This window comes from Massilia sp. FBCC-B171, from assembly GCF_059134155.1.
The window spans coordinates 3021845-3036977 of the sequence record NZ_CP101443.1; the positions used below are offsets into that span (position 1 = coordinate 3021845).

At 65.2% G+C, this 15133-nt stretch carries 14 protein-coding genes; 9 read left to right on the forward strand and 5 right to left on the reverse strand.

Annotated features, from left to right (window positions below; genetic code table 11):
* Positions 1-20 precede the first annotated feature (20 nt).
* The 6 genes from NMB41_RS13675 to NMB41_RS13700 all read left to right on the forward strand — a co-directional run bounded on the left by NMB41_RS13675 (position 21) and on the right by NMB41_RS13700 (position 5133).
* Entirely contained in the window at positions 21-1103 is a 1083-nt protein-coding gene (locus tag NMB41_RS13675; protein ID WP_494378363.1) for a threonine aldolase family protein, read from the forward strand.
* A gap of 24 nt (positions 1104-1127) precedes the next feature.
* Complete coding sequence (thyA, locus tag NMB41_RS13680; protein ID WP_494378364.1) at positions 1128-1922, forward strand: thymidylate synthase; 795 nt, start codon at positions 1128-1130, stop codon at positions 1920-1922.
* Positions 1923-1926: 4 nt separating this feature from the next.
* Entirely contained in the window at positions 1927-2589 is a 663-nt protein-coding gene (locus NMB41_RS13685) for an MOSC domain-containing protein (protein WP_494378365.1), read from the forward strand.
* A 172-nt stretch (positions 2590-2761) separates the two neighbouring features.
* The gene (locus NMB41_RS13690; RefSeq protein ID WP_494378366.1) at positions 2762-3226 is read left to right on the forward strand and encodes a glycine zipper domain-containing protein; all 465 of its coding nucleotides are present in this window, start codon (positions 2762-2764) and stop codon (positions 3224-3226) included.
* Between the two features lie 21 nt (positions 3227-3247).
* The gene (locus NMB41_RS13695; RefSeq protein ID WP_494378367.1) at positions 3248-3643 is read left to right on the forward strand and encodes a hypothetical protein; all 396 of its coding nucleotides are present in this window, start codon (positions 3248-3250) and stop codon (positions 3641-3643) included.
* 107 nt (positions 3644-3750) lie between these two features.
* A complete protein-coding gene (locus tag NMB41_RS13700; protein ID WP_494378368.1) occupies positions 3751-5133 on the forward strand; it encodes a patatin-like phospholipase family protein in 1383 nt (460 codons plus the stop codon).
* Here NMB41_RS13700 and NMB41_RS13705 read toward each other — a convergent pair.
* From NMB41_RS13705 to NMB41_RS13725, 5 genes are read right to left on the reverse strand one after another with little or no spacing between them, the layout of a single operon-like run.
* Positions 5130-6020, reverse strand: coding sequence for a lysylphosphatidylglycerol synthase transmembrane domain-containing protein (locus NMB41_RS13705; RefSeq protein WP_494378369.1), 891 nt, complete (start codon positions 6018-6020; stop codon positions 5130-5132). The genes NMB41_RS13700 and NMB41_RS13705 overlap by 4 nt on opposite strands.
* A complete protein-coding gene (locus NMB41_RS13710; protein WP_494378370.1) occupies positions 5932-6942 on the reverse strand; it encodes a glycosyltransferase family 2 protein in 1011 nt (336 codons plus the stop codon). Before NMB41_RS13710 ends, NMB41_RS13705 begins: the two co-directional genes overlap by 89 nt.
* Entirely contained in the window at positions 6943-8445 is a 1503-nt protein-coding gene (locus tag NMB41_RS13715) for a glycosyltransferase family 39 protein (RefSeq protein ID WP_494378371.1), read from the reverse strand.
* Positions 8406-9407 carry an NAD-dependent epimerase/dehydratase family protein gene (locus tag NMB41_RS13720; RefSeq protein WP_494378372.1) on the reverse strand — a complete coding sequence of 334 codons (1002 nt, stop codon included), beginning with the start codon at positions 9405-9407 and terminating at the stop codon, positions 8406-8408. The genes NMB41_RS13715 and NMB41_RS13720 overlap by 40 nt, the downstream gene beginning before the upstream one ends.
* Positions 9404-10771: a UDP-glucose dehydrogenase family protein gene (locus tag NMB41_RS13725; protein WP_494378373.1), complete on the reverse strand. Its 1368-nt coding sequence runs from the start codon at positions 10769-10771 to the stop codon at positions 9404-9406. Before NMB41_RS13725 ends, NMB41_RS13720 begins: the two co-directional genes overlap by 4 nt.
* A gap of 405 nt (positions 10772-11176) precedes the next feature.
* Here NMB41_RS13725 and NMB41_RS13730 point away from each other — a divergent pair, with 405 nt between their 5' ends.
* Genes NMB41_RS13730 through NMB41_RS13740 form a run of 3 tightly spaced genes read left to right on the forward strand, consistent with a single transcriptional unit; the run spans position 11177 to position 15123 of the window.
* Positions 11177-12301 carry an AI-2E family transporter gene (locus NMB41_RS13730; protein WP_494378374.1) on the forward strand — a complete coding sequence of 375 codons (1125 nt, stop codon included), beginning with the start codon at positions 11177-11179 and terminating at the stop codon, positions 12299-12301.
* A gap of 3 nt (positions 12302-12304) precedes the next feature.
* Positions 12305-13957 (forward strand): efflux transporter outer membrane subunit, encoded by a 1653-nt coding sequence (locus NMB41_RS13735; protein WP_494378375.1) that lies wholly within the window; start codon positions 12305-12307, stop codon positions 13955-13957.
* Positions 13954-15123: an HlyD family secretion protein gene (locus tag NMB41_RS13740; protein ID WP_494378376.1), complete on the forward strand. Its 1170-nt coding sequence runs from the start codon at positions 13954-13956 to the stop codon at positions 15121-15123. The genes NMB41_RS13735 and NMB41_RS13740 overlap by 4 nt, the downstream gene beginning before the upstream one ends.
* Positions 15124-15133: the final 10 nt, after the last annotated feature.

Genomic DNA, 15133 nt, shown 5'->3' on the forward strand with positions numbered 1-15133 from the left:
CCCCACCCCAGGAGCCCATCTTGACCGACTCTGAGCTGATCCGCCGCTGCGACACCGTCTTCCCCGGCCACCGCGCCCGCACTCCCGCCGAGATGTATGCCGCCATGGCCGCCTGGTGCGAGCGGCATGGCGTGGAGCACGACGTCTACGGCAGCGGCGAGCTGATCGAGGGTTTCGAGGACAAGCTCGCCGCCCTGCTCGGCTTTGAAGCGGCCGTGTTCTGCATCAGCGGCACCATGGCGCAAGTGACGGCCCTGCGCCTGGCCTGCGAAGAGCGCGGCAATGCGCGCGCCGCACTGCACCCGACTTCCCACATCCTCGTCCACGAGCGCTCGAACTACCAGCTGCTCGGCCACTTCGACGCCCTGCAGGTCGGCGAGCTCACCTGCCCGTGGGTTTGCGCCGACCTGCAAGCCGTGCCCGACAGGCTGGGTGCCGTGGCGTTAGAGATCCCGATGCGCGAAATCGGCGGCCAGCTGTCTCCCTGGGACGAACTGGAAGCGATCAAGGCGCACTGCAAGGCGCGCGGCGCCCACCTGCACATGGACGGCGCGCGCCTGTGGGAAGCGCAGGCCGGATACGGGCGCAGCGCGCGCGAAATCGCAGCGGGCTTCAATTCGGTCTACGTGTCGCTGTACAAGGGGATCGGCGGCCTGGGTGGCGCCATGCTGCTCGGCAGCCGCGCCTTCGTGGAACGCGCCGCCGAATGGTTCCGGCGCCAGGGCGGCAATGTGATCCACCGTTCCCCGTATGTGGTCTCGGCCGCGATGCAGTTCGATGCGCGCCTGGCCGCCATGCCCGACTATTTCCGCCGCACCGAACTGCTGTACGAGGCGCTGCGCGCGCACCCGGAAATCCGCGTCAATCCCGGCAAGCCCGCCGCCAACATGCTGCACCTGCATTTGCCGGTCGGACGCGAACGCGCGCTCGCGATCCGCACCGAGCTGGCCGAAGCGCATGGAATCTGGCTCTTCAACCGCATCTCGCATGGCGTCCTGCCGGACACCAGCTATTTCGAGCTCTACGTGGGCGACAACCTGCTGCAGGTGAGCGAGGCCCGGCTGCGCGAGGCCCTGGCCATTCTTTCAAGTAAGTTAAAATAGCGCGTTTCCCAACTAAAGACCGCAATGCGCCAATACCTCGACTTCATGCGCCATGTGAAAGAGCACGGCGCGCTCAAGACCGATCGCACCGGAACGGGCACCCTGTCCGTGTTCGGACACCAGATGCGCTTCGACCTGGCGGAAGGTTTTCCGCTGGTGACCACCAAGAAGGTGCACCTCAAGTCCATCATCCATGAACTGATCTGGTTCCTGCAAGGGTCGACCAACATCGCCTACCTGAAGGAAAACGGCGTCTCGATCTGGGACGAATGGGCCGATGCGAACGGCGAACTCGGTCCCATCTACGGCCACCAGTGGCGCAACTGGCCGACGCCGACCGGCGAACACATCGACCAGATAAGCCAGGTGCTGGAGCAGATCCGCAGCACCCCGGACTCGCGCCGCATGATCGTATCGGCCTGGAACGTGGCCGACATCCCGCAGATGAAGCTGCCGCCCTGCCACGCCTTCTTCCAGTTCTATGTGGCCGACGGCAAGCTGTCCTGCCAGCTTTACCAGCGCAGCGCCGACATCTTCCTCGGCGTGCCCTTCAATATCGCCTCCTACGCGCTCCTGACCCACATGATGGCGCAGCAGGCCGGCCTGGAAGTGGGCGACTTCGTCTGGACTGGCGGCGACTGCCACCTGTACTCGAACCACCTCGAACAGGCCGAACTGCAGCTCGCGCGCGAACCGTTCCCGCTACCGAAGCTGGTCATCAAGCGCAAACCCGCGTCGCTGTTCGACTACCGCTTCGAGGATTTCGAGGTCGTGGATTACCAGTCGCACCCGGGCATCAAGGCGCCGGTGGCGGTGTGAGCGCATGAAGATCGCGGGACTGGCCTGGCGTCCCGTTCGACGCTCGCCCCCGCAAGCATCCGGCAGCCTGCGTCTCCTCGCCGGCGCCGGTATCGATGGCGATATCCACGCCGACCCGCTGTCGCCGCGCCAGCTGCTGCTGGCCGGCACGCCGGTGTATGAAGCGCTGTCGCTGCCCGCGCATGCGCTGCGCGAAAACCTGCTGCTCGATACTGAGACTACCTGTCTCAGTTCCGGCACGGTGCTCCAGGTCGGCAGCCAGGTCCGGCTGCGCCTGATGTTCCAGTGCGAGGCCTGCGGCCAGCTCGACACCATCATGCCGGGGCTGGCGGGTCGCGTCGGTGCTGGACGCGGCATGCTGGCGCGGGTCTTGCGGGGCGGCGTCATTCAAGTTGGCGACTCCGTGCGCGATCTCGGCGTGCTGGAACCAGCCTGGCATGAGGACTGGCGCGAGCGCGTGCGCGCCGTGCTCGACGCCGTGCCGCCCGGCGCGGTGGTCGAATACCGCCAGCTGGCGCGCCTGGCCGGCATCCAGTCGAGCTACTGCCGCGCGTTTCCGAGGGCCGTCGCCAGGCTGGGCGATGGCTATGCGGCGAAGGCGGTGCCGGCGCAGTCGGCTGTCACGCGGCCGCGCTGGGATGGTAGCGCCCTGTTCGATCTGTACTGAGCAAAGGCGCAGGTGCGCGCTTCTACGCCCAAAGTCCAATTGCCGATCGCGCGGCACGTTCATACAGTTCAATGAGCGCACAGCCGTGAAGGACCAGCAGGATGAACGCTCGGCCGGGTTCAACCGAACTGCGCTTCGCCGGCAGGCAAGGATGATCTGGAGGACATCGACCATGCGACATCCGATACAGTGCATGCTCGTCATTGCCATGGCGGCGCTGGCGGCGCTCGCCGCGGCACAGGCGCCGATCGCCTACCCCGCCAAGGGCCAGAGCGCCCAGAAGCAGAACAAGGACGAAGGCGAATGCTACGCGTGGGCCAGGCAAACGACCGGGGTCGATCCGGCCACGGTAACGAACGTCCCACAGGAAACCGGCCCTGCGGCCGGCGGGGGCGAACGCGTCCGGGGCGCTGCACGCGGCGCCCTCGGCGGCGCCGCCATCGGCGCCATTGCCGGCGATACGGGCAAAGGCGCGGGCGTCGGCGCGGTTGTCGGCACCATGCGCGGCGGGCGCGAGGCGCGCCAGAACCAGTCCGCCAGGAACCAGCAGGCGCAGGCGGGCTCCCAGCAGGCATTGGGCGCCTATTACCGCGCATTCGGAGCCTGCATGTCGGGCCGTGGCTACACCATCAGCTAACGCGTGTGAAGGACATTCTCCATGAACAGGCTGGCCCAAGCACTCATCTGCCTGGCGCTTTGTGCGCCGCCCGGCGTGGCCCTGGCTGCCGACTTCGATGGCTCGAAGCCCTTGATTTGCGCGACGGCCGAAGCCGTGGAGATCCGCCCCGGCGACGAGATCGTCAAGGAACGGCCGTCCGACATCGGCGCACCCTCCTTCCTGCGGGTCGACATCGCCAACAGGAAGATTTCCGGTCCGAAGCGCGTCACGCCGATCAGTCAGATCGAGAAGGACGACAAGCAAATCCTGCTGCAAGGGACGGAATTCGGTTTCGGGTGGACCCTCGCGCTCGACCAGCGCGCGGGCGAGATGACCTTGAGCTTCGTCGACCGTGCTGGCGCCGTCGTGCTCACCGGAAGATGCACACCGGCTTGAGCCTGTAATGGCCACCCGCACCTGTGAACCCGAACCGGGAGAGCCGCTTGAAATGGCTGACTGGAATCTGCCGCCGATCGAAGCTGGTCCTCGCCGGACCAGCCCTCATGCTCATCCTGGCAGGCTGCGCCTCGCCGCGGGCCTTCCAGGTGCAGCGTGCGGCGCCCGGCCCGCTGCCCTGCGAAGTGCCGATGCAGCAGCGCGAGGTGCTGGTCGGCGTGGCGATGTCGGGCGGGGGCAGCCGCGCCGCCTTGTTCGGGGCGTCCGGCCTCGATGCGCTGGCCGGCGTGCAGCTGCCGGGTGGGAAATCGGTGCTCGAGGAAATTGCCTATGTGTCGAGCGTGTCGGGTGGCAGTATTGCCGCAAGCTACTATGTACTCAAGAAGCCGGGGCGCGAAGTGCCGGTGCTCGCGCCCGACGGCACGATGACGCCCGCCTACCGGACTTTTTTCGACGAGTACCGCCGCGCGGTCGGCCAGCGCATTGGCCCGCCCGTGTTCTGGCGCCAACTGAGCCGCTTCCGCTGGATCAATCCGGCCTCGGGCGCATTGTCCCTGCACGAGATCCTGGGCGAGCGGCTGCTGGGTAATGCCACCTTGACGGATGTCGCGCGGCGCGAAGCGAATGGCGACAGTCCCGGCCTGATCGTCAACACCACCCTGTACAACAACGGACGCCGCTTTGCGCTCACCAATCAGACATCGGACATCTTCCAATACAATTTTTTCGCCGATCTCGAAGCCGCGCTGGGGCGCCAGGGCAAAGCCGCGACGATTCCGCCGGTCCTGATCGAGCGCTGGCAAACCCTGCTCCCCATGACGCCGCACGAAATCCATTTCAACGCCTGCGTCACGCCCCTGAGCGCGGCGGTCAGCGCTTCCGCCTCGTTTCCGCCGGTGATAGGCCCGATTACCTTCCAGGTGGCGGGTGACCCCACCTTCTGGCATGCCGGAGACGGCGGCCTGTACGAAAACCAGGGCGCCGAATCGATCCTCTTCATGTTCCTCAAGCAGTTGCAGGTAAAGAGGGCCAAGCGCGCCCTGATCGTGGCATTCGACAGTTCCTTCCCGTTTGCCGTGGGCGACGTCCGGCTCAACCGGCGCTCCCAGCCATTCGGTCTGTTTTCCTTCGACTTCAGCCGCATTCCGAGCATCATGGAGGAACGCGCCACGACCTACCGTTCCCTGTTCTTCCGCACCTTGCAGATGCAGGGCGTGTTTCCGGATGACCGCACGATCCGGGTGCTGATTCTTCGCCATACCGATGCGATCTGGAATCCGGACCTGAGCGACCTGCCCGCGGCTTGCCGCAACGAACAGCCGGCGCTGCAGACGCCCGCGAGCGTCAAGCAACGGCTGGCGGAAATCCCTACCCTGCTGCAAATCAAATCCGACTGCGACAGCCAGCTGCTGACCGTCGCCGCCGCCAAGGTGGTGGACCAGCACCGCGCGAGCATCCTCGAATTCCTCGGCGGTTCGCCAGTACCTTAAGCGTGCTCTGTTGTCTGTGCCTGGAGCGAAAACTGACCGAGAAACAGTGCTCCGATCAGGGATGACAGCACCGTGATCAGGAAGAAGCAGCCCGACGCAATCACGCCATAGGTCGGGTCCAGGTGCATCAAGTTGAGGCCGAACAGAAAAGTCGCTTCCCGCACGCCCAGGCCGCCAATACTGAGCGGCAGCACGGCAGCAACTGACGACATCAGAAAAATGGCGAAATAAGCCAGGTAGTGCGTTGCCGGCGTGCCCAGATACAGCAGCAGCATCCCCATGCAGATCACCTGCAGGCATTGCACTAAAAGTCCAAGCACGAACACGCTGGCCAGTCCCTGCATGTCGATCTTGATCAGCCAGCGATGCCCTAGTACAAACAAGGCGCCAATGAGGGCGCTGGCTGCAAGCGCGAACACGATGGCGGTGGCGCGCTCCCAGGGCAGCGCAAGCATCGGCATCAACAGGCATGACAGGAACAAAAGGGCGAGAACGCCGCTGACGCGGTCCGCCAGCAGGGTCGTGACCAGTGTGCGCAGCGGTAAGGCATGCCGGCGGTGGAGCACCAGGATCTTGTAGCCATCGCCGCCAATGCCGCCCGGCAGAAACAGGTTCAGAAACATGCCCGCATAGTACAAACGCAGATTTTCGCCCTCGCCTATACGCAAGGCCGCATGGCGTTGATAAACGTTCAGCCGCAGCGCGGCCAGGATCTTGGAACCATTGAATGCGATGAAGGCGGCCAACAGCATCGGCGCCCGCTGCGGATCGAGGGAAATGGTTTTCACCTGGCCGAGGTCAAGATTTCGAAGCACGAAAACGATCAGGCAGGTCGATATCAAGGCCTGTAAGACTAGTTTCGATTTCTTGCTGAAACGCCTGGGCACCGGTGATTTTCTTGATTCGGTAGGGCTTTTTGTTTTGGGATTCATAATAGGTTCGCATCATCAGATCCGCAATGAAGCCGGTGGTAATGAGCTGGATGCCGGCCACTGTCAGCAGCAGGCCGAGAAACAAGAGCGGCCGCCCTGCAATTCTTGCGCCCATGAGCTTGTCGAACAAGACATAGAGGTTCAGAAAGCAGCCCGCGCAAAACGAGACAATGCCGGCGGTGCCGAACAGGTGCATGGGACGCTGTCCGTATTTTCGGATGAATACCATGAGCATCAGGTCGCTCGCCACTTTCAGTGTGCGACTGAGGCCGTATTTGGAAACGCCGGCATGGCGCGCATGGTGCCGCACCGGCATCTCCGTCATCCTGGCGCCATACATGCTGGCCAGCACGGGAATATAGCGGTGCAGTTCGCCATACAGTCCCAGGTTCTTGGCGACATCGCTCTTGAAGAGCTTGAGCGTGCAGCCGTAATCGCTGATATGGACCCCCGTCACGCGCCGGATCAGCCAGTTGGCCAGCTTGCTCGGGACCTTGCGCAGCAGGAAGCCATCCTTGCGCCTGCTGCGCACGCCGGCGACGACGTCCCAGTCGCCGGAGCGCATCCTTTCCATCATGAGCGGAATATCGTGCGGGTCATTTTGCATATCGCCATCGAGCATGACGATCAATTCGCCGCGCGCGGCGTCGATGCCGGCGGCCATCGCCGTGGTCTGGCCGTAATTGCGACTCAATACCAGGACGCGGGTAGTTGGCGTGGCAAAGCGTTCTATTTCCGCCACGGTGCGGTCGTTCGAGCCGTCGTCCACGAAAATGACCTCGTGTTCTACACGGGCAAGCGCGTCTGCAATACGCGCCATCAGGGCTTGGATATTGCCCTGCTCATTCATGACCGGAATCACTAGCGACAAGTGCATTTAGTCTTCCTTTACCGAGAAAACCGCATATTCGACAGCCATGGCGCCATCGCGTCCCTGCGGCTTGCCGACATTGAAGCGTCCACGCTGGCGGACCACGCCGAAGGGATAAGCCTGGAGAAAACTGTCCAGCCGCATGTCCGGGTGGCCGCCGCAGCCGATCACCAGTACCTCGCCCCTGATGGCAGGCCGGTTCTGCAAGATCGCGCGCAGCGGCATGACAGTCCATGCCGGGTTATGCAGGTACAGGTTGCCTGCCTCCGTCAGCTCGCTTGCAACCACGGTTTTCGCCTGAGGGAAGCGCAGCATGAGCTGGGCCGACAGCTCGCCAAACGGTGAGCGCGTGGTCTTGCCAAGGTAGGCCCTTGCCGTCAGGCCAGCCAGGATGGCGATGGCAAACAGGCCCGCCACCCACAGGATGCCTCGACAAACCGCGGGTTGCACAAGCGCCGGAAAGATGACGAAGAACGCCAGCGGCAGCAGGAACAGGATGGGCTGCATCCAGCGGTCCTTGATGCTGGCAAGCACCCCGCTCAGCACCAGCGCCGTCAGGCAGGCAAACGCCGCCACGTAGAACCAGAGAAAGAATCGGGCATGCGGGCTTTCGAGTCTCGCGTGTACCTGATCGCGGCGGCGCCAGTAGATCCAGCCGTACACGATCCAGAGCGGCGTGACGAACAGGAAGCTCGCGCCGGCCATGCTGCCAAGGCCGCGCGCTACATTGCCGGCATAGCCCGCGTCATGGCCATGCATTTTTTCGAGGGTGGCGAGCGTTGCGGCATCGAAGTGTTCAAACAGCCAGAGCGTGTGCGGCGTCACCGACATCACGAGTACTGCAAGCGCTATCCAGGCATGTCGATTCCAGAATGCCTGCCGGTGTTCCCGCACCAGCAGGCTGGCCGCAACGAGGCCAAGCGCGAAGAGTGCAAAATTATATTTCGACTGCAGCCCAAGCCCGATCAGGAGGCCGAAGAGCGCATGGCTTAGCCTGCCTGGGCGCTTGATCAGGGCGACATAGCACCACAGCGTGAGCGCGGCCATGCAGGTCATCAGTACCGAATGGGTCAGGTCGCGCTGCGATTCCCAGCCAATCTGCGGAAACATCACGAGCGAGGCGGCGACCATGATGGCGCCGCGCACGCCGATGAGCATCCTGGCGCTGCAGAACATCGCCAGATAAGTGCAGAACAGCAGCAGGTTCTTCTGCACGGACAGGGCAACGATGTTGACGCCGAATACGGAAAACATCAGCCATTGCAGCCAGGAGTACAGCGGCGGTTGCGTTCCGTATCCCGGCTGCACCTGCTGGAAGGTGAGGATGGCTTCCGATTCGTCGAGGTCGAGCACGGCAGGCGAGCTCACGCGCAGCACGACTTGCAGCAGGAAATAGGCCGCCACGACCATGAGAAAACGGGTGCCGGCCCGCTCGTCGCAGGCGGTGGGAAGTCCATCGTCTCGCATGCTTAATCGACCTTGTTGTGCGCCATCCAGGCGAGCAGCCACTCGCGGAACTGGCACAGCCCATCCCTGAGGGGGGTTGCCGGGGCGAACCCGACCCATTCCCGCAATTTGCCGGTATCGGCACAGGTCATCGGCACGTCGCCCGGCGGCATCGGCAGGAAGGCGATCTTTGCCCTGCCCCCGAAGGCCTCCTCCAGCGCTGCAATAAAATCCAGTACCCGCACCGGCTGATGATTACCGATGTTGAACACCGTATGCGGCGCCACGCTGCCGCTGGCGCTGCACGGCTTTGCCAGCACGCGGACGATCCCTTCGACGATGTCGTCGATATAGGTAAAGTCCCGTTTCAGGGCGCCTTCGGCGAATACGGGAATCGTCTCGCCCTTGAGCATCTTTTGCGCGAAGATGAAACAGGCCATGTCCGGCCGGCCCCAGGGCCCGTAGACGGTAAACAGGCGCAGCCCCGTGGCCGCCAATCCAAACAAGTGGCTGTAGGAATGCGCCAGGGCTTCATTCGCCTTCTTGGTCGCGGCATAGAACGAGACGGGTTCATCGGTTGTGTCGCTTTCCTGGAAAGGCGCTTTCCGGCTTGCGCCGTAGACGCTGCTGCTGCTCGCATAGACCAGGTGGAGTGGTCTGAACTGACGGCAGGCTTCCAGGATGTTGGCAAACCCGACCAGGTTCGATTGCACATAGGCCGAGGGGTTGACGATCGAATAGCGCACGCCGGCCTGTGCCGCCAGATGCACGACATAGGCGGGCCGCACGCGTTCGAACAGGCGGTTCACTTGGCGGGCATCGGCAAGCTCGACGGCTTCGCAGCGTATTCCGTGAGGCGCAAGCAAGGTCTTGACGCGCCCATGCTTTAAATCGACCGCGTAATAGTCATTGAAGTTGTCGCATGCCGCAACCGTCATGCCCATTCGGGCTAGACGCGCTGCGACGCAACTGCCGATGAAACCGGCGGCGCCGGTGACCAGGACAGGAGCGCCGGCGGGAATCATCGCGGCTCCGCCGGCACGTGCCTGCCGATGCCGTGGTAGGCAAGCCCGAACGAAGCGACGAAGGCCGGATCGTACAGGTTTCGACCGTCAAAGATTGCCCTGTGCCGCAGGGCGCTGGCGAGAAAGCCGAAGTCGGGCGAGCGGAACTCTTTCCACTCCGTCGCGATGGCAAGCACATCGGCGCTTTGCACGGCGGCGGCCGCCGAGTCCACGATCCGCAGCAGCGCATCGCAGCGAGCTTCGCCATGCTCCTTGAGCAGAGTATGTCTTGCCTCATTGCCGGCAACCGGATCGTAAGCCTGCACGCGGCAATTTGCCCGAAACAATTCCCGCAGCAAGGCAAGGCTGGGCGCCTCGCGCACATCGTCGGTATTCGGTTTGAACGACAGGCCCCATAGCGCCACGGTTTTTCCCGCCAGCGCCTCGATGCCATTGAAGAAGCGCGTCATTTTTTTGAACAGGATATTCTTTTGCGATGCATTCACCGCCTCGATGGCGTCGAGGATGCGCAGTGTGTGTCCATGGTCGGCCGAGGTTCTCAGCAGCGCCCTGACGTCTTTTGTGAAGCAGGACCCGCCGTATCCCATGCCGGCATACAGGAAATCCGGGCCGATGCGCGAATCGGCGCCGATGCCGCGCCTTACCTGCTCGATATCGGCGCCCAGGGCCTCCGCAAGGTTGGCGAACTCATTCATGAAGCTGATGCGGGTGGCCAGCATGGCATTGGCGCCGTATTTGGTGAGCTCGGCGCTGCGCACGTCCATTTCAACCAGCTTTTCATGGTTGCGGCTGAATGGCGCGTACAGCTGGCGCATGATTTTCGTCGCTTGCGCATTGTCGCTGCCAACGATAATCCGATCGGGGCGCATGAAATCCTCGATCGCCGCGCCTTCTTTCAGGAATTCGGGATTGCTGACGACTGAAAAGTCGAACCAGACGCCGCGTGTGCGCAGTTCGTTGGCAATGACGCTTTTCACTTGGTCGGCAGTGCCGACGGGAATGGTCGATTTGTTGACCAGCAGGGCCGGCCGCTGCATCCGCTGGCCGATGCTGCGCACCGCCGAAAGCACATGCGCCAGATCGGCCCTGCCGTCTTCATCCGGCGGCGTGTCCACCGACAGGAAAATGACGTCGGCGTGCGCCACCGCTTCATCGTAGCTGGCGGTAAAGCTCATTCTCCCGGCTGCAACGTTGTGCGCCACCAGGGCATCGAGGCCGGGTTCGAAGATGGGAATCCGGCCTGCATTGAGCATCGCGATCTTGCGCTCGTCGACGTCGAGGCAGAGCACGGTATTGCCCACATCGGCGAAGCAGGCGCCCGACACCAGCCCGACATACCCTGTGCCAATCATTGATATTTTCATGTTGTGGTTGAATCGCTAGTCGGCAAAAAATTAATAGCCCTGGAGAAGCGGCAAGCATCGCCGCGTTCCGCATCACAGCCAAACTCAAAGCTCATGTGTTCTGATCGTTTATGAACTCACAAGTTCCTGAAGCGGCCGTCTCGCCCCGCCGGTTCTTCCGGCGAATTCGGCTGGCAATACGACCATGGTCCAATTGTGCTCATGCTGTAACGGACCTAACTTTTGCCTCAGACGTGCAAAACCGGCCGGCGTTGGATCAGGCACGCTCGTCCACGAGCGACTCGGCAAGCAAAGGAATGCAAGATGAAGCTCACAGGAAGATCCGCGCTCGTGACCGGGGCTTCGGGCGGAATCCACAGCCATGGCTGGTGCATGGCGTAGCGCTTCCGCACAAGGAGACGCCCCATGAACGCGCCCTACACGCCCGACCCCGTTCTCGAGGAGCGCCTGTCCAGGAAGCTGCTCGACGTCTTCATCCGCGCCGGCGTGGCCGTTGCCCTGGTGCTGCTCTGTTACCGTATTTTCTCGCCCTTCCTCGGCCTGATGGCGTGGTCGGTGATCCTGGCCGTGACGCTCTACCCGGCACACCAGAAGCTGGCACGCAAGATGGGCGGGAAGCAGGGGCTGGCGGCCACCGTGCTGGTGCTGGTGGGCCTGGCCGTGATCGGCGTGCCCGCCGCCATCCTGATGGGGTCGCTCGGCGATTCGCTGCAAAATTTTGTCGCCGGCGTGCGCGGCGGCACCCTCAAGGTCCCGGCGCCGGCGGCCGGTGTCGCGGACTGGCCGCTGGTCGGCCCCAGGCTCCACGAGATCTGGACCCAGGCCCATGCCGACCTGCCGGCACTCGTGCGCAGCCGGCAGCCCCAGGTGGCCGGGCTCGTGCGCCAGGGGCTCGGGATGGTGGCCGGCATCGCCGGCGGCGCGCTGCTGTTCATGTTCTCGTTCATCGTCGCCGGCATCGTCATGGCCTGGGGCGAGCCGGGGGCACGGGCGATCCGCAACATTTTCAACCGCCTGGTCGGCAACCGGCGCGGCGACGAATTCGCCCTGCTGTCCACGCAGACGATTCGTGCGGTGGCCCTCGGCGTGCTCGGGGTGGCCTTCATCCAGGCCACCGTCCTCGGCATCATCCTGGTGGTGGCCGGCGTCCCCTTCGCCGGCGTTCTCGCCCTGGTGGTGCTGCTGCTCGGGATCGTGCAGGGCCCGGCGATCCTGGTCAGCCTGCCCGTCATCGTCTGGATCTGGTCGAAAGGCGGCTATGAGCCCGGTCCCGCCATCACCTACACCGTCCTGCTGCTCATTGGGGGCATACTCGACAACTTCCTCAAGCCCTTGCTGCTGGGCCGCGGCGTCGATGCGCCGATGCCGGTCGTCCTGCTGGGCGCCCTCGGCGGCCTGGCCACCGGCGGCCTGGTGGGGATGTTCGTCGGCGCCGTCTTCCTGACCCTGGGCTACCGGATATTCATGTCATGGGTCGCGAACAGCCCGGACAGCGTGGCGGCGGCGCCGGAATCGACGACACCGGGGTGAGCCATGCTCCGTGCGCCCATGCAGCGCTGGGGAACGACCGCGCCGGGACTGGCGGCGGCTGTGCTGCCCGCCGTCCTGTTCGCCGCGCTCTTGCCGGGATGCCGCACGGCCGGGCCTGATTTCGTGCGTCCCGGGGCGCCGTCCGCATTGAGGGGCTGGGATGGCGGCTCCCTCGCCCCCCTCTCGGCCGAAGCGCAGGCCCGGCCAGGAAGCGGCGCCAGCCAGGGAAAATATATCAGCGCGTGGTGGCGCAGCTTCAACGACCCGGTACTCGACGCCCTGATCGGCGAGGCCCAGCGCGTCAATCCGAACGTGCGCATCGCCGGCCTGCGCATCATGGAAGCGCGCGCCCAGCTCGGGATCGCCGGCAGCGGTCTCTACCCGCAGGTGCCGCAGGCGACCGGCGAACTGGTGCGGGCAGGATCGAAGCGGGCGGGCGCGCCCGACAGCAGCCTCACCTCGCTCGACCTCGGGATGCGCATCAGCTGGGAGCTCGATTTCTGGGGCAAGTTCAGGCGCAGCATCGAGGCCGCCGACGCCGGCTACCTGGCCAGCATTGCCCAGTACGACGATGTCCAGGTGCTGATGGCCGCCCAGGTCGCTGCTCTATACAGCACGATCCGCACGCTCGAAGTGCGCCTCGCGATCGCCATCCAGAATGCGGCCCTGCTCAAACGCAGCCTGGAGATCACGCAGGGCCTGTTCAAGGGCGGCATCGAATCCGAACTCGATGTGCAGCAGGCCAGGACCCTGTACCTGGGCACGCTGGCGAGCATCCCCCAGTTCGAGGCCAGCCTGCGCCAGGCACAGAACGCCCTGGGCACGCTGCTGGCGCGCGCCCCAGGCCCCCTGCCCGAGATGACGGCGAACGCGAATGCGCTGCGCGACCCGCAGCACGACCCGATCCCGAACGCCCGCCTCGATCTGATCGTGGACCTGCCGGCCGAGATGCTGCGCCGCCGCCCGGACGTGCGGGCGGTGGAAATGCAGATGGCGGCCCAGTCCGCCCTGATCGGCGTCAGCGCCGCCGACCTGTACCCGTCGATCTCGCTGCTCGGCTCCCTTGGCCTGGCCGCAACCTCGGTCAACGGCGCGCCCCGGGTCCTGGACTGGGCCTTGGGGTCGGGCATGGTGTGGAACGTGTTCGACCACGGCCGCCTGACCAACACCGTGCTGCTCCAGGATGCCCGCTTCCAGCAGCTCTACGAACAGTACCAGGACGCGGTGCTGCGGGCGGCGCGCGAAGTCGACGACGCCGCCGCCGGCTTCGCCAGGACCCGCGAGCAGATCGCGCTGCTGGCCGACTCGGTGGCGGCGGCGCGGCGCACGCTCGACCTGGCCACCGTGCAATACCGCGAAGGCCTGACCGATTTCCAGCGCGTCATCGACTCGCAGCGGGTGTTCTTCAGCCAGCAGGACCTCCTGGTCACCAGCCGCGGCAACCTGGCGCAGAACCTGGTCGCGCTCTACAAGGCGATGGGCGGCGGCTGGGAAGGCGGTCGGACCCGGCCCGTGCTCGACGAGGCGACGCGCGCCGCCATGCAGCGGCGCAGCGACTGGAAAGGACTGCTGGACGCACCGCTGCCGGCGCTTGCGCCCGAGGCCGGCCCCGCCCCGCCCCCCTTGCAGCGCCCTCCCGGAGCGGAAAAACCATGAACCAGCAATCGCCCACGCCCGGCCAGGCTCCGCTCCCGCCCCCGCCGCAACCCCAGGCTGCCGGCCCGGCGCCGGCGCCCGCCGCCCCCGAAAAAGGCAAGGGGAGCCGGCGCGGCGCGCTGGTCGTGGTGGCGCTGATCGTCGCCAGCCTGGCCTGGTATTTCGTGGCCGACCGCCTCACGCCCTACACCTCCCAGGCCAGGGTGCAGGCCTTCGTGGTGCCGGTGGCGGGCGAGGTGTCCGGCACCGTGCTCAAGGTCTGCGTCAAGAACAACGACGACGTGCAGGCCGGCCAGCCGCTGTTCGACATCGATCCGGTCCAGTACCGCATCGCCGTGCAGCGCAGCCGGTCGGACTACGAATCGGTGCGCCGCTCGGTGAATGCCTCGGCCGCCGCGGTCGAGGCGGCGCGCGCCGCGCTGCAGGCGGCCAGGGCCGCCAATGTCTACGCCCGGCAGGACGCGGCGCGGCTGGAACAGATTTATGCGCAGGACCCGGGCGCGCTCTCGGTGCGCCGCGTCCAGAATGCGCAGACCAACCGCATCACGGCGCGCAGCCAGGTGAAGGCGGCCGAGGCCGACCTGCTGCGCGCCCAGGAGGCGGCGGGCGACAGCGGCGAGAACAACGCGCAATTGATCAGCGCCCGTTCGGCAGTCGAGAAGGCCGAGCTGGACCTGCGCCGCACCCGCGTGCTGGCGCCCGCCCGCGGCCGCGTGACCGACCTGCGCACCGATGTCGGCCAGTTCCTGCAGGCCGGCGCGCCGGCCATGACCCTGATCGCCGTGCACGACCTCTGGATCAGTGCCGACATGACCGAGAACAACCTGGGCAACATCGTCCCCGGCGCCGAAGCCGCCATCGTCCTCGACGTCTTGCCGGGCAAGGTATTCAAGGGCCGGGTGCGCAGCGTGGGGCGCGGGGTGGGCGCCGGGCAGCAATCGCAGCCGGGCGCCCTGCCCACGATCGACAACAGCCGCGACTGGCTGCGCCAGGCCCAGCGCTTCCCGGTGGCGGTCGAGATCGACCCGGCCGAACGGGCGCAGCTGCGCGCCATGCAGATCGGCGGCCAGGCCGACGTGCTGGTGTACACCGGCGACCATGGCCTGATGAACTGGCTGGGCAGTATCTACATCCGCTTGATGAGCTGGTTCGCCTATGTCTACTGAGCGCGTTCGC